Origin of the sequence: Polynucleobacter duraquae (assembly GCF_000973625.1) — a bacterium.
GTDB lineage: Bacteria > Pseudomonadota > Gammaproteobacteria > Burkholderiales > Burkholderiaceae > Polynucleobacter > Polynucleobacter duraquae.
In genome coordinates, this window is record NZ_CP007501.1 from 384116 (window position 1) to 403998 (window position 19883).

Annotated in this window: 21 protein-coding genes; 14 read left to right on the forward strand and 7 right to left on the reverse strand. The window is 42.4% G+C overall.

The window, feature by feature from the left end:
* Positions 1 to 200: 200 nt before the first annotated feature.
* The 3 genes from CL55_RS02095 to CL55_RS02105 all read left to right on the forward strand — a co-directional run bounded on the left by CL55_RS02095 (position 201) and on the right by CL55_RS02105 (position 2077).
* A complete protein-coding gene (locus tag CL55_RS02095; RefSeq protein WP_046329657.1) occupies positions 201 to 761 on the forward strand; it encodes a hypothetical protein in 561 nt (186 codons plus the stop codon).
* Complete coding sequence (locus CL55_RS02100) at positions 758 to 1219, forward strand: surface-adhesin E family protein (protein WP_156156252.1); 462 nt, start codon at positions 758 to 760, stop codon at positions 1217 to 1219. The genes CL55_RS02095 and CL55_RS02100 overlap by 4 nt, the downstream gene beginning before the upstream one ends.
* Positions 1220 to 1303: 84 nt before the next feature.
* Complete coding sequence (locus tag CL55_RS02105; protein WP_046329659.1) at positions 1304 to 2077, forward strand: GGDEF domain-containing protein; 774 nt, start codon at positions 1304 to 1306, stop codon at positions 2075 to 2077.
* Positions 2078 to 2081: 4 nt separating this feature from the next.
* Here the strand turns inward: CL55_RS02105 and rpoN are convergent, their stop codons facing one another.
* Positions 2082 to 3476 (reverse strand): RNA polymerase factor sigma-54, encoded by a 1395-nt coding sequence (gene rpoN / locus CL55_RS02110; protein ID WP_046329660.1) that lies wholly within the window; start codon positions 3474 to 3476, stop codon positions 2082 to 2084.
* 308 nt (positions 3477 to 3784) lie between these two features.
* On the opposite strand from rpoN, the gene CL55_RS02115 reads away from it, so the two are divergent.
* The 11 genes from CL55_RS02115 (at position 3785) to CL55_RS02165 (ending at position 12767) form a co-directional block, all read left to right on the forward strand.
* Entirely contained in the window at positions 3785 to 3973 is a 189-nt protein-coding gene (locus CL55_RS02115; RefSeq protein ID WP_046329661.1) for a hypothetical protein, read from the forward strand.
* Positions 3974 to 4174: 201 nt separating this feature from the next.
* Positions 4175 to 4528, forward strand: a complete 354-nt coding sequence (locus CL55_RS02120) for a surface-adhesin E family protein (protein WP_156156253.1) — start codon at positions 4175 to 4177, stop codon at positions 4526 to 4528.
* Between the two features lie 16 nt (positions 4529 to 4544).
* Positions 4545 to 5306, forward strand: coding sequence for a PilZ domain-containing protein (locus CL55_RS02125; RefSeq protein WP_046329663.1), 762 nt, complete (start codon positions 4545 to 4547; stop codon positions 5304 to 5306).
* An 83-nt stretch (positions 5307 to 5389) separates the two neighbouring features.
* Positions 5390 to 6160 (forward strand): hypothetical protein, encoded by a 771-nt coding sequence (locus CL55_RS02130; protein WP_156156254.1) that lies wholly within the window; start codon positions 5390 to 5392, stop codon positions 6158 to 6160.
* 5 nt (positions 6161 to 6165) lie between these two features.
* On the forward strand, positions 6166 to 7185 hold the full coding sequence (locus tag CL55_RS02135) for a PDZ domain-containing protein (protein ID WP_170216984.1): 1020 nt from the start codon (positions 6166 to 6168) through the stop codon (positions 7183 to 7185).
* Entirely contained in the window at positions 7182 to 7589 is a 408-nt protein-coding gene (locus CL55_RS02140; protein ID WP_046329666.1) for a hypothetical protein, read from the forward strand. Before CL55_RS02135 ends, CL55_RS02140 begins: the two co-directional genes overlap by 4 nt.
* A 48-nt stretch (positions 7590 to 7637) precedes the next feature.
* On the forward strand, positions 7638 to 9632 hold the full coding sequence (locus CL55_RS02145) for a hypothetical protein (protein ID WP_046329667.1): 1995 nt from the start codon (positions 7638 to 7640) through the stop codon (positions 9630 to 9632).
* Positions 9633 to 9665: 33 nt separating this feature from the next.
* Positions 9666 to 11147, forward strand: a complete 1482-nt coding sequence (locus CL55_RS02150; RefSeq protein ID WP_046329668.1) for a hypothetical protein — start codon at positions 9666 to 9668, stop codon at positions 11145 to 11147.
* On the forward strand, positions 11147 to 11833 hold the full coding sequence (gene flgA / locus CL55_RS02155; RefSeq protein ID WP_046329669.1) for a flagellar basal body P-ring formation chaperone FlgA: 687 nt from the start codon (positions 11147 to 11149) through the stop codon (positions 11831 to 11833). The genes CL55_RS02150 and flgA overlap by 1 nt, the downstream gene beginning before the upstream one ends.
* A gap of 77 nt (positions 11834 to 11910) precedes the next feature.
* On the forward strand, positions 11911 to 12261 hold the full coding sequence (locus CL55_RS02160) for a hypothetical protein (RefSeq protein WP_046329670.1): 351 nt from the start codon (positions 11911 to 11913) through the stop codon (positions 12259 to 12261).
* A 92-nt stretch (positions 12262 to 12353) separates the two neighbouring features.
* A complete protein-coding gene (locus CL55_RS02165) occupies positions 12354 to 12767 on the forward strand; it encodes a flagellar protein FlgN (protein WP_046329671.1) in 414 nt (137 codons plus the stop codon).
* A gap of 19 nt (positions 12768 to 12786) precedes the next feature.
* Here the strand turns inward: CL55_RS02165 and CL55_RS02170 are convergent, their stop codons facing one another.
* The 6 genes from CL55_RS02170 to CL55_RS02195 form a co-directional block, all read right to left on the reverse strand.
* A complete protein-coding gene (locus CL55_RS02170) occupies positions 12787 to 13476 on the reverse strand; it encodes a FliA/WhiG family RNA polymerase sigma factor (protein WP_052728709.1) in 690 nt (229 codons plus the stop codon).
* Positions 13477 to 13527: 51 nt separating this feature from the next.
* Complete coding sequence (locus tag CL55_RS02175; RefSeq protein WP_046329672.1) at positions 13528 to 14340, reverse strand: P-loop NTPase family protein; 813 nt, start codon at positions 14338 to 14340, stop codon at positions 13528 to 13530.
* Entirely contained in the window at positions 14337 to 16064 is a 1728-nt protein-coding gene (gene flhF, locus CL55_RS02180; protein ID WP_046329673.1) for a flagellar biosynthesis protein FlhF, read from the reverse strand. The genes CL55_RS02175 and flhF overlap by 4 nt, the downstream gene beginning before the upstream one ends.
* A 33-nt stretch (positions 16065 to 16097) precedes the next feature.
* Complete coding sequence (gene flhA, locus CL55_RS02185) at positions 16098 to 18188, reverse strand: flagellar biosynthesis protein FlhA (RefSeq protein ID WP_046329674.1); 2091 nt, start codon at positions 18186 to 18188, stop codon at positions 16098 to 16100.
* Between the two features lie 353 nt (positions 18189 to 18541).
* Positions 18542 to 18742: a hypothetical protein gene (locus CL55_RS02190; RefSeq protein WP_046329675.1), complete on the reverse strand. Its 201-nt coding sequence runs from the start codon at positions 18740 to 18742 to the stop codon at positions 18542 to 18544.
* 240 nt (positions 18743 to 18982) lie between these two features.
* Entirely contained in the window at positions 18983 to 19672 is a 690-nt protein-coding gene (locus tag CL55_RS02195) for a tetratricopeptide repeat protein (protein WP_046329676.1), read from the reverse strand.
* Positions 19673 to 19883: the final 211 nt, after the last annotated feature.

A 19883-nucleotide genomic window follows, 5' to 3' on the forward strand; every position in this document is an offset into this window, starting at 1 on the left:
TGGGGTGAAATTAAACATCGATATGATAAATAAGGCTTCATAGTAGGTAATTAATAGAAAAAAGTCGAATTTGCTTAGTGTTTGCGGAGCTCGGTTGCCTTTTTGTGCTTACTTTAAGGGGTCTCAAAAGATATGCTTTATAGTTAGCTAATAATAGCAAATTCAATTTGCAGGATGATCAACTCGATTTCGCCTGAACTATGCCCAAACAACCAATATCTATTGCTGTAAAAATAAAGAAGTTGGTGATGAATTTCACCAAGTGGCTTCTTTATGCATTGATCATCCTCGTTTTAGCATACGCTTCTTTCAAAGTTTGGGAATATAAGGGCGAATATGAGAAAGAAAATGCAGCAAAAATCCTCGCCAAAGAACAAGAAATAGAATTCAATGATTTGAGAAAAAATCTAGCAACCTACGCTCCTTTATTGGTTGGCAGTCCTTCCTCGATATTGACAACGCGGGCGAATGGAAAATTCATTCTTGCTTATATGCTTGGAGCAGACGTTGAGGCATTTCAAAATGCATTTGAAAATAGTGTACCCATCGTTTATGTAGGCAGCCAATTGCTAGGTATAGGGTGTAAAAAGTCAGATTGTGAGGAATCTAGCGCCGCTTTTGTAATTGAGCCCGCCAATGGCAAAGTATATCTAGCCCTTAGAAAAAGTGGGGAGTTGACCTTTTATGGACTAGAGGATAGTAAAACTATCCCTCTAGCTTTTGAGAAGTGGCAAGGCTTCAAGAAAGCAGGAGTGCAATGATGAAGATTGTCATCAGCTTTTTAATCATGTCATTTTGGGTGACAATCGTCCCTGCAAAATCTCCACAGGAATCTCAGTCTCTCAAATCAAATTTACAAAAATCTGAACCAAAGTTAGCAAACGATAAAGACACTATATTGAGTAAAAATACTCAAAGTACCCTGTACTTATTATCAGGCTGGGGAAAGGCGGAAGGGCCTTATGTTTGGTTTACTGTTTCCGCACATTTCAATGAAAATCAAACAGCTCCAAATAGTCAAACTTTCAACTTATTCAGTGCAAGTGGCGCCATCGATTGCAAGGACAACAGTACCTTCTATTATCTAATTTCTTACATGTATTTTGATGCCAAGACCAAAAAGCTTAACGAGATTTACTCTGAGAAAAATAAATCTAATGTCATGAAAATTGAGCCCACTACAACTGAGTCGGATATTAAGAAGATTGTTTGCAACTAAGCTAGACATTCGTTTATCTAGGGTGAGTATTCAGATCCCCCATCTTCTACCGTAACGCTTAGCAATTGACTATAGGGAATTCAAATGGAGGGGGACTATAAAAAGGTGGGTGTTGACAATGCCCTTACGCAAAAAGAAGGCTTGAATGAGAATACTTTGAATGTAAGCAGAGACTATGCTAATGATTCAATTCAAGCAGCTGAGTATTTTTCAAACTTAGTCGCCAGCTTGCAGCAGTTTGTACAGGCAGCAAATCAAAATGATTTATTGAAATATTTTCATGAAGGTAGCAATACAACAGCTGTTCAGCGGCGCATACTGGATCTGATGATTTATGGCGAGGAGTTTGGAGTAGAAACTAGGCATGACCATTTAACTGGCTTATTGGACCGCACTAGTTTTTTAGAAAAACTCAAATTTACTTTATCGAAGACTCTTCAGAAAGATCATTTAACAGCCATAATATTTCTTGATCTTGATGACTTCAAAGCAATCAATGATCAGTATGGCCATAGCACTGGAGATGAGGTGATATCAATTATCGGCAGAAGAATCTCTGCGTCTATTCGTGCACAGGATTTAGCCTGTCGGTGGGGTGGCGATGAGTTCGTTTTGGTGTTACAGGCCATCACAAGCAAAGATTTAGTCAGTCAATTAGCCAATCGATTGCTAGCAGCAATCTCGCAAGCTCTTCAGCTTGAATCTCATGAGTCATTGCAATTAACGCTTAGCGCAAGTGCTGGCATTGCAATCTTGGATGGTATGAATCTCAATTCAATCGACTTGATTGAGAGGGCTGATAAAGCAATGTACCTAGCTAAAAAGGCTGGAAAGAACTGCGTCGAGTTTTACTCTTAGGGATTTATTTTTTTCGAAGATGCACTGCTGGAATGCGCATTCCTTCTCGATATTTAGCTACCGTTCGCCTAGCAATTTCATAGCCTTGATCGCCCAGTAACTTAGCAATTCTGCTGTCAGAAATGGGTTTTACTGCAGGCTCTTCTTGAATAATTCGCTTAATCAGTTCTTGGATTGCTGTCGAAGATATTGTGACGCCTTTATCGGAGTTTAATTGGCTACTAAAAAAGTATTTGAATTCAAAAATACCGAGCGGACAGGATAGATATTTTTGTGTCGTCACTCTCGAAATTGTGGATTCATGCATTTCTAATGTTTCTGCTATTTCACGAAGAACAAGTGGCTTCATTCCAATTGCGCCCATGGAAAAAAATTTTTGTTGATGTTTGACTATTTCATTTGCTACTCTGAGGATCGTATCCTCTCTCTGAGCTATATTTTTGATAAGCCAACTTGCCTCTAGAATTTTTTGCTTTAAGACTCCATCGGCTTTTCCTTGGCCACTCTCTTTGAGTATTTTGGCGTACTCGCCATTGAGTGAGATTCGTGGTCTAGCATTTGGGTTTGATTCGACAATCCATAATTTGTTGATGGATTTGACCACAACATCAGGCAGAATCCATTGGTCGTTTTCGCGGTCGAAGTAAGCGCCGGGATTATGTTGCAAACTGCGGATGAGCTCTACTGCTTTGAGGACTTCCGCCTCAGTTTTGCTGCTTGCTTGTTTGATCTTAAGCCAATCTTTTGAGCCAACCTTACTTAAATGGGTATTGACAATATATTTGGCTAGTTCCCATGCTGATTGATCGGGTGTAGGCTTTTCCAAAATACGATCAATTTGCAGGGAAAGACATTCGGCTAAATTACGTCCACCAATGCCGGGCGGATCTAGTGACTGTAATTTTTTGAGCGCAGACTCCAATAGATGAAATGTATTTGAATCTTGACTATCGAGTTCATTTTTGATCTCAGTATGAATTGATTCGAGATCATCAATTAGATAACCTCTATCATCCAGACAGCCCGCTAGGTAGGTGATGATTAACCGCTCTTGTGGACTGATATGAAGGAGATGAATTTGCTCCTCGACATACTCTAAAAGGGTTTGTTGATGAGCTATGCGCTCATAGCGCTCTGCCCAGTCGTCATCATCATCCTGCGATGCTCTATTGCTTGAGGTCCATGAGTTTTGTGTCTGTTCAACCCGTTCAGAAGATTGTGAGACATTAAACTCAATTTCTGGATTAGGCTCAAACTCCAGTAAGGGATTATCTTCGGCGGCCTTTGCTAATTCCTGCTCTAGTTCGTTATTGGATAACTGCAATAACCGGATTGTTTGTTGCAGTTGAGGTGTTAGGGTGACCTGCTGACTAACTCTAGTATTAAGCGAAATAGCCATTTTTATATTTTCTTGTGGTTCGCTAGTGAAAATTCTATCGTTGCTGACCTAACTCAACGCTGTAAAAGAGGGTTTTTGGAGGCTTTCGGCCCATATAATTTGTCTAAATTTGATCTATTTCTCGGTTGCAAGAGTAGAGTGCAATCAACTACAATCATTCTAACCATTTATAATAAAAAATCCATATAAATTAAAGGGTTAAGAAATTTTCTGGGTATTTTTAGGAAACTTAGTCTAAATTGAACTAAGCAAACTAAGCAAACTGACCGTAATAAGGTATCAATAGACTATATAAAGCGTTTCATATTATGGAAAATCCTGTCATTACAGAGCACCGTATACGTGGTGATCGCTTTTACGCCATAGAAAAAAACAACAAAATTGCTTTTTACACGACTAATATTGCTGCAGCACGCTATTGGGTGAAAAATGTGATCGACAAAGAGGCCCTTGCCGTTGAGGAATCATTAGAGGTTAAGCCTGAGGGGCAGAAATAGGCTTGATTTTGATGTTTATTTAGGGTTAATTCTGAATACTTCAGCAATTGTCCTAAAAGTGGCAAAACCATCTTAAGTGATTCAATTTAGACCATAAAATCGTATAATCGTCCATTCATTTGGATTATTAGCATGGTTTATTCCCCCCACCTTTTTTTAACCTTTATTTTACTTTTGGGCTCTTCTGGGTCGAGCATTGCAATGGCTCAGGCCGAAAATGATATGGTGAGTGTGGTGGATAAAAAAGGCTATTCCATTGCTTACTATAAAAGCTCTATTAAGGCATTGCCTCCAGAGTCAAAAAAGGTGTGGATTATTACCAATCGCCAAAAAATAGATGAGCCCACGAAACAACGCATTGGATCCGTGCGCAGCAATATTTTATTCAATTGTAAATATATGACTTACTCCACCTTGGCTACCATTCAATACTCCGAACCAAATGCACAGGGTAAGAAGGTTTTACAAACAGAGACTGGCTTCAACTTAGCGGATGATCCAGTGCCGGAGGATAGCGCTCTGGCAATCATACAAAAACAAGTCTGCAATCCTTAACTTAATTCCAATCTATATGCCTATCATTACCTATCTCCCCGAATTAATTGAAAAAATAGATCCTCAATTCCACATAGAGCCCTCGGCTATTGCTAAAACCATGCTTCGAGAGATTAGTAAAACCCCATTGGCAGGGGTGCATGCCATTGATGGATCTGGCTCAGAGTTTGCGGTAACTGTCCTTGATATTTATAAAGGATTACTCGTGATGAAGCCCGAGACCGAGCCTCCTAGGGGGATCAGCAGCATTATTGGCACTAGTCAGATTGTTGTAGCCTGCAATGAAAACTCAAAGATGCAGTTTCTGTCTAGTGATTTTAGGATGCATGAAGATGGTAGTTTGATAACCTGCGCACTGCCGCAAGATCTTATTGTGATCCAGCGTCGTAAAGAGTTTAGGACATTGGGGCCCAGTGATGAGCAGTTTAATTTCGTTTTGTCACTGGGGGCTGGTCAAGAATTACTGGCAAGAGTGAGCGATATTTCTGATCATGGTATTTTGCTAGATATTCGTTTGGGCGCAACAGAGGTTGAAGTGGGGCGCTATTGGCATTCAGGATACTTTGAGCGCCAAAAATCTCGCTCAGGTGGTATCGATTTAATCATCCGCAATGTTCGACCTGGTAAGGCGCTTGATCGAATTCGAGCAGGCTGTGAACTTTACAACCCTAGCAAGAATGCGCTGAAAGATTTTGAGTCCACTAGAAATGCCATTGAAAATGCCCGCGTACAAGGGCGCTTAAATCGCTGGTATGCGGCGGCTAGTTGGTGTGAATAAGCGCAGTGTTTGCACTCTAATTTAATGAAGCTAAAGTCATGAGCTTGTTTACTAATATTACAAGTGGAAAATTGATTATGATCTTGAGTACGATCATGCTCATTCCACTGCTGTATTTTTTTATTCGTGATTTTTATAGCAAAGTGGTTGATGATGTAAAAAATACCGGTTCATCAGCGCCAGTTGAACCTGTCATGGTGACCAGCTTACATAAGACAAACCAGCTTGAAGAGGTGATCAATCAAAAGATCGCCAATATGAAGTTGGATTTAATGGCTGAACGCTTGCGCATTACTTCTACGGCTGATGTGTTAAAAAATCTTGCATTTGAAAGACATCTTCCTGAAACTCTCTATCAAATTTATTTTGAGACTCGAGCTTTCCCCAGAAAAAATATAGAAGCTCAGCAAACAGATTTGGAGTGGCATGCCAAAGCAGGCATCACGGAGCTTAAGGTAGAGCCGATGCCATTAGATGATGGTACTGTTATTCAATTTACTTTACAAAACTATCCCTATACGCTGAGCGCTATAAATCATCGCTTTGCGAGAACCTATTTTGTTGAATTAACTCTCCGAGATGTTGATAGCACTCGCTTATTTGTAGTGCGTATTAAGGCTAATGAATTAACCGGCAGAGAGATTTTGGAAACTGCAATTATTGAAATGAAATCTGGTGAGTGGATAGATGATCTCGCTAGTTGCCGCCTATTAATGGATAAGCGCAAGACTGAGGTTCAGTTAATGGCAGAGCATCGTGAAGTAGAGATGTTAAAAAAGCGTTTCATTTTAAATAACGCTAGCGATAAGCTTGGTGGAAGTAAGTTTAATTCTAAGCCTCGTAAAAGTGAATGATCATCGTGTTTAAAGAAAATATTTTCTATTCACAAAAAAATATTTATTTTTGGTTTTTAACCTTTTCTGGATTCCTATTTGCAGTCTCTTTATTGGTGTTGCTTGGAGCGGCAAATGATTTATCAGAATCTTCTACGGAGTTAAAGCAACTGAAAGTCGCGATGCCAGTACTGGAGGATTTTGTTGCGACTCAAAAAATTGATGTTCGCCTCAATAAAAATCAGCGACGCTTAAAGTCAGGCGATATTCCAAAATTGGTTGATGGGGCAATTATTCCAGTAAATACAGACGAGGCAGTGAATCGGACTTTTCAATTTTTTTCAGAATTTGAAAATAAACGTTCTGCATCATTGCTGGCAGTTGAATTGCCCACTGTAGAGTCAATTGAGCTTGGGTCGCCCGCTGAAGCAGCAGGAATCAAACCGGGCGATTTAATCCTATCTGTTAACTCAACAAAGATTGAATCTGCTTTAGGTTTTTATCTCGCACTAAACGAAAAGACTTCTTCGGATGTAAACGTTAAATTATTGAGAAATAAAAAAGATAGTTTTACTGTTGTAATGCGTATGCCTGATAGGACGTCAATAACGGGAAGTAATTGCGGGATTAAATTCATTCTTCCGGGTGATGTGATCTATCTGACAGAAGTTGAGACAAGGCGCCTTGCAGAGCAATATCGTCGGGATATATTGTCAACGATCCCGGTAGATTGGCGAGCCGAAGTGTCCAATGATTTAATGCAAATTGCTAGACGCCTAAATGCAATTGCTAAAAACGTGATTGACCCAACCGGTGTAAACCCAGTCAAATTGCAAACCAAAGATATAGTTGTCTGGCATAGTAAAAAAGTTGCAGAGAACATTGATATTTACTTTTCCCAGAGACGTAAGATTGAGGCTAGAAATGTATCTTATATGACGGGGATCGGAGATGCATTTGTTGGTTTTGTGTGCAGCGTGTTTATTTTTGCTGTGGCACTTGTCATATTTTGGTATCAGCGTCGTGAATCTGGAAAAAAGTCATGACAACATTGCAAATGCAAGATTACTGGTTAGGAATGCGTATTAATGGCGGCCGTTATGCGATTTCAACAAAATTCATACATGCCGTCTTTTTACACCCCGAGTCTGAGCAGTTGATGAAAGATCTTCGTATAAATGGTGTTGTAGTTTATAAGGGTGAACCCATTTGCTTGCGTAATCATTTTCAATTACTGCGCTTTGATCAACGCGGAGATAGTTTTGTGGATTGGCAGCAGACCCTAAAGCAATCCAGCGCACCTTGGATCATTGTTTTGAGAAATGGCCCTCAAGAAGGTTTGGGTTTTAGGGTCAATAATATTGTGGGTCCTTTTTACGCTGAGACGATACCTGATTCTTCATTCTTTTATCACAACGGCGCTGATTATCATTTGGTAGGGGTCTCTTAAGACCGACAATACCGATCAGTCACTTAATCGCTAGTCGAGATCATTTACATGAATAAGAAAAATAATAGTCATATCTTTTCACAGCGCCCTATTCTTTTGTGGCAATGGGTTGCATATATCTCGTTTGTGCTGGTATTGGCTGCCAGTATTGGTGCTTTTCTCTCTGCACGCTCTTGGGTAACGGAAGGCAAGTTCCTGCAATCAATTGATAGCGAACAGATTGAAGTATTACGTTTGATTCCTTTCTTAAAAGAGTTACAGCAACAAACAAATGGCCCAATTATCTTAGAGCCTGCCTTTTTTGCGAACTTAAAAAAAGCTGAGATATTTTTAAAATCAGCGACTTCAGACTTGAAAAATCAGCCTGAGTTAAATCCTAATCTAGAATCTGCTGTGTCGACCAAGGGGATAAGTGAACCTACTGCATTGAAGTCTTTGAGTAGCGGAGTAGCGGCTCCAGTCATTAAAAATTCCAGCGCTACCAAGGATGTAGAATCATTCACTCCTTTGTTGCCGCTATCCGACAATACTATCATTGCATTCTTTCAAAGAGTGGACTCAAAGCTTATGCAAGTAGTTTTCGGTAAACCTGAGAAATATGCCATCAAGTCCGATAAAAAAAATGATGATGAGAAACCTGAGCAGATAGAGCCAGCCGAAAAAAACAAGAAAAATCCAAAGCCTTCTACTCCCCTAGAGGTGCTGATAAGCGCTAAAAATACTGAGCGGGCAATTGGAGTGGTACTTGCGCAAGAAAAAAACTTAAATGATTTGATGGTCTTAGCAAGGTCTGGTGAGGTCTTAATTGGACCTAAAGGCCCGCTAGACTTAGACAAATTACCCCTTGAATCTGCAGTAAAAAAATATGCTGAATGCATAAATGAATATGTCAAAGCCTACAATGCTTGGCAAAAGAATGTCACTGATATTGCGACATCTGTAGATCTCCAAAAAGCACTCGCTGCAGTGATTGAGCAAAAAGTGCTCCTGGAAATTGACATTGGTAAAAAAACAGCCGGTAAGTCAAATCTCAAGCTCACAGATGTAGCGCCTAAGACACCGCAAACTCCTTGGTACTCGAAGTTACCGCAAGAAAGCGCATCAGTACTGAATGCTTATGTTTTGAATATGAGAGTCATTAAAGAGTTTGCCAATGACTATGGGTCTTTACGTCTTGCTGCGCAAAAAAAATCTCAATCAATTGAATATTTTGATTTTAAAAGTGCCGGCGGATTTCTGGGTTTAACTTTAGTTTCGATCATTGCTGCCTTTGGAATTATCTTGGGTACTTATATGGCGCTTGTGAATACCAGGCGTAATGCGCAAAATTTACAGCGGGCATCAAAACAGACTAGGGCTGCCGGTCAACTATTAAAAACAATTGACTTAGGCTTTGCTAGTGCGCCAAACAACAAAACATCCAAGACTAATTCACAAAGCGGTGATCCTGACCAGTCGACAGACCAGCTCAATGTGAAGACGGTAATGAACGTCATTTCTGAGTTAAGTGATGATTTAAAAAATAAAATCAATAAAATTGACACGCACTTTAAAGTACTTGCGCAGCTCAATACAAAGTTACGTCATTCGATTGACACTCTGCATGAGAAGAGTGGCCAGATTCGTACAAATGTAACTGATAAAAGTAGTAACTCACCTTACAGTCAAGAGATGGGCATTAGTAGGGGCGGGCCTTTAGACCAGCTTCAAGATGCTTTTTCTGCTTTAAAGCAACAGGGTGTCCGTCTTTACTTGGCCATACTGGATAACCATTCAAGTAAACAGCTTGCCGTGGAAACAGAGCAGCTAAATTTATTGGTAGAAAGAGTTGAGGCTACAGTATCGAAAATGCGTTCGACACTGGCTATTGCATTAGAGCAGGCACCCCCCGTAGATGAGCAAGCGCCATTGATTTCTTTAGAAGCTATTGAGCTCTTAAGTATGGATGCTAAACAGGTAATGCGTGATCTTCAGTTATGGCAAGGTGAGTTTGATGGCTTAAATAAAGCTTTTTCTGAATTAAAAAGAGAAGCAAGGGTCTAATGCAATTGATTTTTTATAAGGCGTAATGTAAATATGGCCGAAGAAAAACCCCTGTTTTTAATCGATATTGATCGTGCTATTGAAGGTCTGGAGACGGCTGCCCCCAAAAAAGGTTCGGTGTCAGCAGTCTCGATTGAGCCATTAATCATGCATAGCGTTGATTTGGCTAATGCTCTAGATGGCGCTGGATTAGATACTTTAAGTGAGATGACTAGTGAACTAGCGCAGTGTTTTAAGAAAAATGATACGCAATCTTTTTTGATGCTGGATGATCTAGTCAGTCTAGTGAGGTCAGAAGTCGCATTCACGCATCCATCAGTAGCGAGCGGGGTCTCTTGTACTCAAGAGCAATTAAATCAAGCAAAAGTATTATTTGCCGCCAATTTATCGCAAATCAAAAATGGTTTGCCGATCACCAAAAATCCTGATGCATTAGCGCAAGATCTTCCTGCTGAGGCAACTCTTGATATGACTCAGGAAGCGATTGAGACTATCAGCAGCAAAGAAGAGGAATTGGTCTTTAGCAAAGCGTTAATCTCTGAGTTGCCTGCTTCTCCAGTTATCCCAACTATCCAGGAATTATCGCCAGAACCTTCCATCGCAGAATTGAGCGCTCTATTTGCGCCGCGTCTTTATGAAGAGTCTCCGGTAGTTTTTATTCCTCCTGAGCCCAAAGCATTCTCTTTTCCCGAGGGTTTGACTCGTCCTCTAGAGCGCGAGAATGCATTAGATTATTCAGGTAGCCAGCGTTTCTTAGATAAGCACTTTTCCTTGGATCGCACTCATAACCTCAATCGTATGCAAATAGCACGAAGTTTAGTTACCAAGACTGACAACTGGAATGCTGTAGAGCTTGATTTCTTGCTCGGGCGTGAGCAAGATGAGCTCACTAAAGCTGGTCAACAATCATTACGCCATGTATTTGAGAATTTGACAGAGGAGCTCTTGATTGATGAGGTGTATGCCGATCCTGAGATCGTGCAACAACTAGTCACGATCATTAGCATTTTGCCGCCTTGTCCGAGTATTTTTGCAGTTCAGCAAGATTTAATGATTTTTATTGATTTAGATCACATATCCTTATCAGCGGAACATCTGTTGTCTGCAGGCAAAATGATGGCCGAAATTGGGGGCTCACTCGAAATGCATCATGAAGGGGTTCGTTTATCGTGCCCATCTAGTTTATTAAGAATGCCCATGGTCTTTTTTGGGCGGCACGGGCAAAACTATGCTATTTCTGCAATCCAGTATTTAGGGGAAGAGCCTCTTAATAAAGCGGTGGATAGCAAGGTAGATGCATTGGGTGAGATTTTGCATCCCGCCAGGATGATTAATCTGCTAGTAGGTAATCAGCATTACTCTATTTATGCACATGAATTTTTAGGGGTTCAGAATATGAATATTCACCTCAATATCCCTAAATTACTAGAGCGACCTTATTGGTTAGCCGGCATAGCTTTAGATGGTATGAATAATGTGTATCCTTGGGTAGCTCTAGATCGGTTTACCAAATAATGCCGCTTTTTAATCGTTTTTTGATGGGGTTCCTATTAAGTACGCTCTCTCTAGGACTTCATGCTGCTTTACCTCCTGAAATTGAACAGGCTATTAAGCGATTTATTCAGAAGAGCCCCACTGTCAATGGCTTGCGGGTGGAGACGGAGTGGCTTGAGTCGAACTTGACGATTCCAGCCTGCTTAGGCGGTAATGTTGAGATTTTGACCCCCCTAGGCTCGCGTTTATGGGGAAGGTCGATAATTCAATTGCGTTGTACTAAAGCTGCCTGGTTAATCAATGTCCCGGTCAATATCCATGCTTATGGGGATTATGTTGTGGCTAGCCGATACCTCCCCTTTGGCCAAAAGCTCGAAATTGGGGATATTCGAGTAATTGAGGGTGATTTAACTGTTCTACCAGATGATGTGCTAAGAAACCCTAGGGCGGCTTATGAGCGGATTTTGGGTAAAGCTTTACAAATGGGCATGCCCATTGGGCTAAACGATTTAAAAGAATCTGCCGTAATAAAAGTAGGGGATCCCGTTAGGATCCAATTGACAGGCAAAGATTTTCAGGTTTCTGGTGAAGGCATTGCCCAAACCCCTGGAATGATTGGGGATATGGTGAGAGTGCGTTTGTCTGATGGACAGGTTTTACAAGGCAAGGTATTGAGGCCGGGAATTATTGGCGTTAATATGGAATAAATTACTAATTTGAAGTAACATTGATATTAAGAAAGTACAAAGGTTGTGCTTTCCTGAGCAGCACTGAGGAGAATGAGATGAAAATTAACGAGAATGCACCACTAATTCCGCCAAATGTTGGAACAGCGAAAGCTGTGCCAGGTTCAAACTCAGCCGCTAGCACTAGTAATGCTGCATTAAATCAAACTCCAGCACCAGCTGTGGCTCGCCCTGCAGTGAACTTAGATATTGGACTGACAGCTAAACTTGCTGAAGCACAAAGTAGTACCACTGAAGCTAATCAGGTTAGCGATGATCTGCTAATTAAAAAACTGCGTGATAAAGTAGCCAGCGGTCAATTTGAAATTGATTACGCACAAATCTCCCAATCAATGCTAAAAGACGTTGTTGCAGCAATTGGGCAAAAACCAAATCGCTCGCAAAGTTAAGGTCTAAGACCTGCTTAATTCAGCTGGTTTGGTCTTAATATCGCTCAGATTCTGAGCTTCCCATTGTTTTTCGAAAGAAATCTAGATATAAGATGGTAAAAGCAGACTCATCAATGTCTTTTGATGATTTATTGAATTTCTTAAACGGTATTGCAGGTGCTATTGGGGGTTTGCGCGCCGCATTGGAATCGAGCAATATGGATCAACTACCAGCTTCACTGGATAGTACTAATGAGGCCCTAGACGCCATACAGAGTTATCCAGGCGGCACTGACAAGCTCAAGCAAGATATTCATCAATTTGAGCCAGCACAAACGACCCAATTATTAGCGCTATTAGAACAAGCCTCGGTTAACCATCAAATCAATGGCGATCTGATTCGCTTAGCAATGCAACGCAGTTCTGCCATGCAGTCTTTTATTGCACAGCAAGCTCCTAGCGCTACTTACGGAAGTGATGGAGGGGTACCAGGATCAGTGGGCGGTGTACTCTCCCGCAAAGTCTAGGAAAAAAACTTTGAAAGAATTAAGTATTTAGCTTTGTCCGAATACGGATCATGCCTTGCGTATGAATCTGGCTAATGCGCCCAGGTGTAATGTTCATGACAAGGGCAATTTCTCGATAAGAAAGATCTTCCTGGTAATGCAGTGCCATCACTAATTTTTCATTATCAGGTAAGCCTGACAATATGAGGGCTATCCGTTCTGCAAATTGACTCATTGCTACCGAGCGCATCGGGTCAGATTCATCGGTATCTGAAGGCATGAGATCATCAGATAAATCGTCAAGAGGCATTAAATGCACCATATTGGTAATGATGGCATGGTACGCTTCAATGCTCAAATCAGCACCTTGGGCAATTTCTTTTTCCGATGGGTGCCGTCCTAAGGTTTGCTCTAACTGGCGAGTCACTTTTTCTATACCAACTAATTCATCCCGCTGATTGCGCGGCAAAATATCATTTTTGCGACATGAGTCATAAATGGCGCCCCGAATGCGGGTTTTAGCATAGGCCTCAAACGGTAAATTGGGTTGGGGTTCATAGCGTTTGAGAGCATCTAGTAAGCCGGTTAATCCTTCCTGAATGAGATCGTCTACTTCAACATTAGGCGGTAAGCGAGAGCAAACCTGGTGGGCGATCCGCTTTACCAAGGGTAAATGAGTGCGAATGGCTTCATCAATATCAAGAGACGCAAAATAACTAGAAGGCTTCAATGACAGATCGCTTAATCGGTTAAGGGGGTCTAAAGAGGAAGTACTAAATACTTAACTGCTAATTTTCGCAGAAATTGCTTTAAAAAAGCCCATTGGTAAAACAAATTCTTCTTGCGGGCCTTCGCTTGGCGGGTTCCAGCTTAGATCATCTGTATCCAAAGTGACCCGCTGAGCAGTTACCGCAGCAATCCAGCCAATCAATTCAATCTCCTCATGCAAGGCAGATCTGGCAGCATTTTGTAATCGTTCGAAGGCGGCGGTACCTGCAGCCTCATCTTCTCCCCCAACGATGATAACTGCAAGTGGTTCATCCACTTGAAAAATTGCCATTTGGCGTAACATCACCAAGGCTTTGGTAAGCGATGCTTGATCGCCGGCGGTTACTAAAATCCGCTGAATATTGCTGCCATAAAATGCCACAATTTGAGCTTGCGGATCAATCGTGGGAAAGATGACATAGTCAATACCCAACTGCTCTTGGATCAGTCGAACATCTAGCTGGGGATATTTTGCAAAGCGGTGCTCCACTTCAGATCGTAGTTTAGTACTAGTGGCATACCAAAGATGTTCATCAATTTGACGAATACTGCGGGAAAGTGGAACTGCATTATTAAAAACTTGGCCCAAATCATAGCGTGTGGGATATAAGAACCCTGACATTGTTTTACGTTGCGCAAGGGGAATTTCGTCGACTAGCAAAACGTGGTTATTGTGTTGCTTAAGACTTTGTGCTGTACCATGACCTAAATGAATTGTGCTGTCTGCATCTAAGGTGCTTGCAATGCAAATAACGCGACACAGCTCTGCGCCAAAAATATTGCGTAGCCCCTCAGCTTGATCATTACCACTCACTACTGTGTTCATGAATTGACTTTGCGAATCCAGTCACCTAGGTGATCGGATAAAAGAGCGGGAACCTGTTCGTCAGTGATAGAAAACGTTTCAGAAAAAGCACGCATTGCCATAGCACGATGACTTAGATAGTTGATATCGGGCAGACTTAAATCTTCTGGCACCCGCTGACCATTCGAAACAAATAAAATCGACAAATCATGACGAATGACGCTATCAATTACTGGCGCCAAGTGGGCTGCTTCGTCAATCTTGGTAATGATGACTGAGTCTAATTTATTGTTGTGGCTATTTTGCATTGCTTGGTTATGCAAATTAATTACCTCTTCTTGGGTGCGTAAATCGGTAGTAGAGCTCATTACCAAAATCCGTTTTGCACGATCTGATCCATTTTGGAGAAGTTGGCATTGCTCAACCATCAGAGTATCGCGCTGACTCACGCCTGCGGTATCTAGCAAAATAATTTTGCGATTAGAAAATTCTTTAATTTTGCTTGCTAAATCTTCACTATCGCGCAGTGCTGTAACAGACAGACCTAAAATTTTTGCATAGGTCTTAAGTTGTTCTTGAGCCCCAATTCGGTAGGTATCGGTGGTGAGCAGTGCCACTTGATTGCGGCCATAGCGCAGAACACAACGCGCTGCGATCTTGGCAACAGTAGTGGTTTTACCTACACCAGTCGGACCAATAAAGGCAAAGACACCACCGCGATCAAAGATTTCAAACGCCCGAGAAGTTTTGATTAAGCACTTTACTTGTTCACGCGCGTTTTTAATGAGCTGTGGGGTATTAAAGTCGTCTGGTAAGTTACGCGCAATTTGAGCGCATAACTTAGGAGAAAAGCCACTATTCAGTAAGTGCTTCACAATCTCCGTTACGTGCGAGCTTTCTTGTTGTATGTTGCCCCATAAATTACCAGCCACATGCGATTGCAACAAATACTTTACTTCACTAATTTCAGCAAGCAATTGCTCTACTTTTGGATTGCTGGCCGCTGCGTTCGCTGGCAGCATGCTGATTGCGGTTGCGGTATCAGTGTTGGTGCTCGCTAATATTGAGGGCGCGGCGCTGCTAGTACTGGGGGCACTTGCAGCAAAGATTTCACTAGCAAAAGGGACTGGATTGAGCGCTGCCTTAGCATCTGCTTTTGCTTCTGCAAAGGCAACCGCATCTTGTTTCTTTTTGGCGCTAACAGCGGCGCTAGCGCTAGCGCTAAAGAAGGCATCGTTATTCGATGGATTAACAACATTTACATCTCCGCGACGAATGCGTTCAGCGCCATTAAAAGAGGCGGGCGTAAAAGTTTCTGAGCCTGGAGCCCTGACTGAGCGCTCTGTGCGATCAGAATGTTGCGCTCTGGCGGGATTGCGGCGCAAAGAGCCTAATGGTAAATCTGCGCTAAACGGATTACGAGCACTTGGCGGAGCAATCGCACGATCAAAGCTAGAGCCGAAATTACTACCTGAGTTACTGCCTAAGTTACTAAAGGAGTTGCTGCGTCCAATCGGTCTGTCTGATGAGTAATTGGGTGAGTAGCCCCCTGGTTTTTTTGCAACCTTACTACTGGCTAAAGAGGGGTCTGAGAGTGAAGCAAGATCTTCGGAGCTAATGGCAATGATCTCTACGCCTTGGTCAATATCTGTGGTCGAGATCACCATAGCATCCGGACCCATTCGCTTGCGAATCAGCTTTAAGGCTTCTGCCGAATTAGAGGCTGTAAATTTTTGGGGGCCCATAGCGTTGCTCCAAATAGGGTTGCTGTGAATATTTTAGGGGTTTTTGCCCGTTTGGGCACAAAGTACTTTGTAAAACTCAAGGTTGGATGTGGGCGGTAACTCACTCAAGGCTAAAACAATCGCTTGGGGGCAGACCCGTCTTGCAATCCGAGATAGCGTCATACGGGTCCGAGTGCCACTGACAATGACTGGTGGAAGATTTTGACTCTCTAACTCTTGAACCCCGCTAATCACTTCTTCACCAAACATCCTCGCGAGTGAGGGTTCTATGAGGCCATCTGGTGCAATAGCCCCCTGACCAATAGATTGCTCAATTAAGCGTTCAAATTCAGGTTGTATACCTAGCACTTGGAATGAGCTACCTTCACCGAGAGAGTCTTGCACAATGGTGCGTCTTAGTGCATAGCGAATATGTGACAAGACTTCAAGGGGATCATTGAGTTTGGCAGCATGCTCACTAGCCACTTCTAGAATGGTACGCATATCTTTAATCGGAATACTTTCATCGAGCAAGAGTTGCAAAAGACGCTGTAACTGGGCAAGACTCACCACTTTTGGGATAACGTCCTCTACTAGCTTGGGGTAACTCATCTTAAAATGATCAATGAGATCTTGAGTCTCTTGACGCCCCAAAAGTTCAGCGGCATGCTGATGTATTAAATGATCTAAATGGGTGGTGATTACTACGGCTGGCTCAACTACCGTATAACCTTTTGCGATTGCCTCGTCGCGCAGCTTGCGATCAATCCAAACTGCAGGCATGCCAAAAGTGGGATCTTTTACTGCTAAACCAGGCATGGTTTCATCACCACTTTGCTGAATTGCCAGCAAACGATCCGGTAAGCATTGACCGCGACCTACCTCTGCACCATAGAGCAAAATACGATAGGTTTCAGCATTGAGTTGCAGATTATCACGAATGTGTACTGAGGGAATTAAAAAGCCGACTTGAGAGACAAACTTACGCCGAATCGCCCGAATCCGTTTTATCAAATCACTTTCATCACCTTTATCTACTAGCGGAATAAGTCGGTAGGCTAGCTCTAAAGACAGAGGCTCCACAATTGGAACATCCTTCCATTCCAATTCTTGATTGACAGCGGCTGGCTGTGAAGCGGCTAGTTCAGCTGCTTTGGTTTGGCGATTAATCTTTTGATGTGCTAAGTAGGCTAAGCCCCCAAAGAGCGCCGCAAAGCCCAGAAAAATAACGTGCGGCATGCCCGGCAGAACCCCTAGGATTCCCAATACCCCGGCTACTACACCTAGCGCGCTGCTATTGGCTTCAAATTGCTTAGAGACCTGGCCAGAAAAATCATCTTCAGTGGCAACGCGAGTCACCAAAATACCAGCTGCAGTAGAAATAATAAGAGCAGGGATTTGTGCAACCAAGCCATCACCAATGGTTAAGGCGGCAAAAGTGGCTAAGGCTTTTCCAAAATCCATGTTGTGTTGCAAAACCCCAATCAGTATTCCGCCAATGAGGTTAATGACCAAAATCATGATGCCCGCCATGGCATCGCCCCGTACAAACTTGGAAGCACCATCCATGGAGCCAAAAAAGTCTGCTTCTTGAGCCACATCAGCGCGCCGTGATTTAGCCTCTTCTTGTTGAATTAGGCCGGCATTAAGATCGGCATCAATTGCCATTTGCTTACCGGGCATTGAATCTAAGGCAAAACGGGCAGAAACTTCAGCGACTCGCCCCGAACCTTTGGTGATGACCACAAAGTTAATAATCGTAATCACGATAAAGATCACAATACCAACTGCGAAATTACCCCCAATCAAGAAAACCCCAAAGGCCTCGATCACTTTTCCGGCAGCATCGGTGCCTTTGTGACCTTCCATAAGCACTATTCTGGTAGAAGCTACGTTAAGGGAAAGGCGAAGCAAAGTAGTGAGCAACAGCACTGTCGGAAAGGCAACAAAGTCCTTAAAAGTCTTAATATTGATCGCAGTAAAAAGAACGATGATGGACAGTGCGATATTGAAGGTAAAGAGTACATCTAACAAAAGTGCTGGCAAAGGCACCAGCATCATAATCAAGACAAGCAAAACTAAGACGGGTATAGCACCTTGCGCTGATGGCTGCAGCTTAGTGAGCTCGAAACCTAAGATCTTCATATCTTAATTAGTGCGGCTAAACAAGAGGACGTGAAGAAAGCCTTCAAAAGTTGCCTTAAAAGTAAAAACGTAAAAAAGTAACAAAACCACTACATATGGTAGAAAAGGAAATAATTGCCACTAAATATACCCCATTCACACTAAAAATAGGGGTAAAAAAGCCCCAAAAGTGTGAAAAAAGGCAAAAATTTCCTCATGACCTGCTGGCTGTGATCTTGGGTAGACCAAGTTTGCCCTTCAGTCGTTAAAGCTAAAAGAAAAGATATGAATTGCTTTTCTTAAGTGCTGAGGTCCTGCAAGCTGTGTTTTATTTGCTTTTGGCTTTGGTGTACTACCCGATTCGAACGTGCGACCTACGCCTTGAGATGAATCGTGCTTGAGCCAACCTGCAGAGGTGCCGTGGCCGTGATCTCGGCTGTTGTTTTAATCTTTGTGACTGAAACCGGGATGCTGGCGCTGCTATTAGGGTCACTGACAGGGGTTTTAGAGGCAATTAATGATTTGGGGACCAACAGAGGCGGCTGTGGAATTGAGTCATTGATGGCGCTGGACATGGAGTACCTTTCTTGGGGTCGGTCAAGGAAAGCTGCACCCTCCTTCACGACTACCGCAAGGTAGCTCAATATAGTATAGGCTCGAATTTTGGGATCTTTCAGTTATTTGAAATGCCATGCAACTTCATAGATAGCAAATAGTTTTGATGTTGCTCCCAACGAGCTTTTCCTGGGGGCTAGAAAGCTATATTTATATATTTAACGGGGTGCTCTCCTTGCGACAGCTAATAAGGGCAGTTACTACAGCGAGCGATAGAGTTTGCGCATATTTTGAATTTTCCAGAACTGCTGCTCTGCAGCATCATAGACTTTGGTGAAATCGCCCTTAATCGCCTTTTCAAAAATAATCAGACAGCGGTGGGCGTGTTCATGTTTTTGTAGGGTGGCCAGAGTCAAGAAATAGAAGGCTTTGTCATAGTCTTGGGGGATAGCAGTGCCTTTTTCATACAAAGTACCTAGGTTATAGGCCGCCACTCGGCTACCCGCATTAGCTCCCACAGTGAGTAATTCCACGCCCCTAGGGATGTCCTTGGGTACGCCTTGGTCAATACCTGTTCCGAATACATATATGTTGCCCAGATTGCAATAGGCATCCAATACCTCATCTTTGATGGCTTTTTCATAGTATTGCACCGCTGTTTTCACGTTACGGGCAATTTCACCCATACCCAATTCATACATCAGACCCACGTTAAAGTTGGCATAGCCATTACTGTTTCGGCTATACGAATTGAGCCATTCAAATAACTTATTGACCTGCTCAGGATTTAATTGCCCATCAAAGCACATTCTCGTCAGAGCAAAGGCAGCTTCTTCATCAGCCTCATTAACGGCGATGTCAAAAAAGACCTCAAAAGCGGCCTCGAAGCGACCGCGCTCTAGGTTAGAGATGCCAGCCTGCAAACGGGGATTGTCAAATTCCATGGTCATGGGAAAACACCTTCATAAATGGTCAAAACTAGATCTAAGGATGATTTTAGTGAGAATTTCGTGGTGTGGGCAAAAAAGGCATTAATTGACCAGATGCCATGATTGATGCGGATATTAGGGATGCAGATTAGTCTATCCAAAGCATTTCTTATCTTGCCCTCAGGACTCACTTTAGACCAAATTAGGATAAATCATAGTGTAATAAGTAATT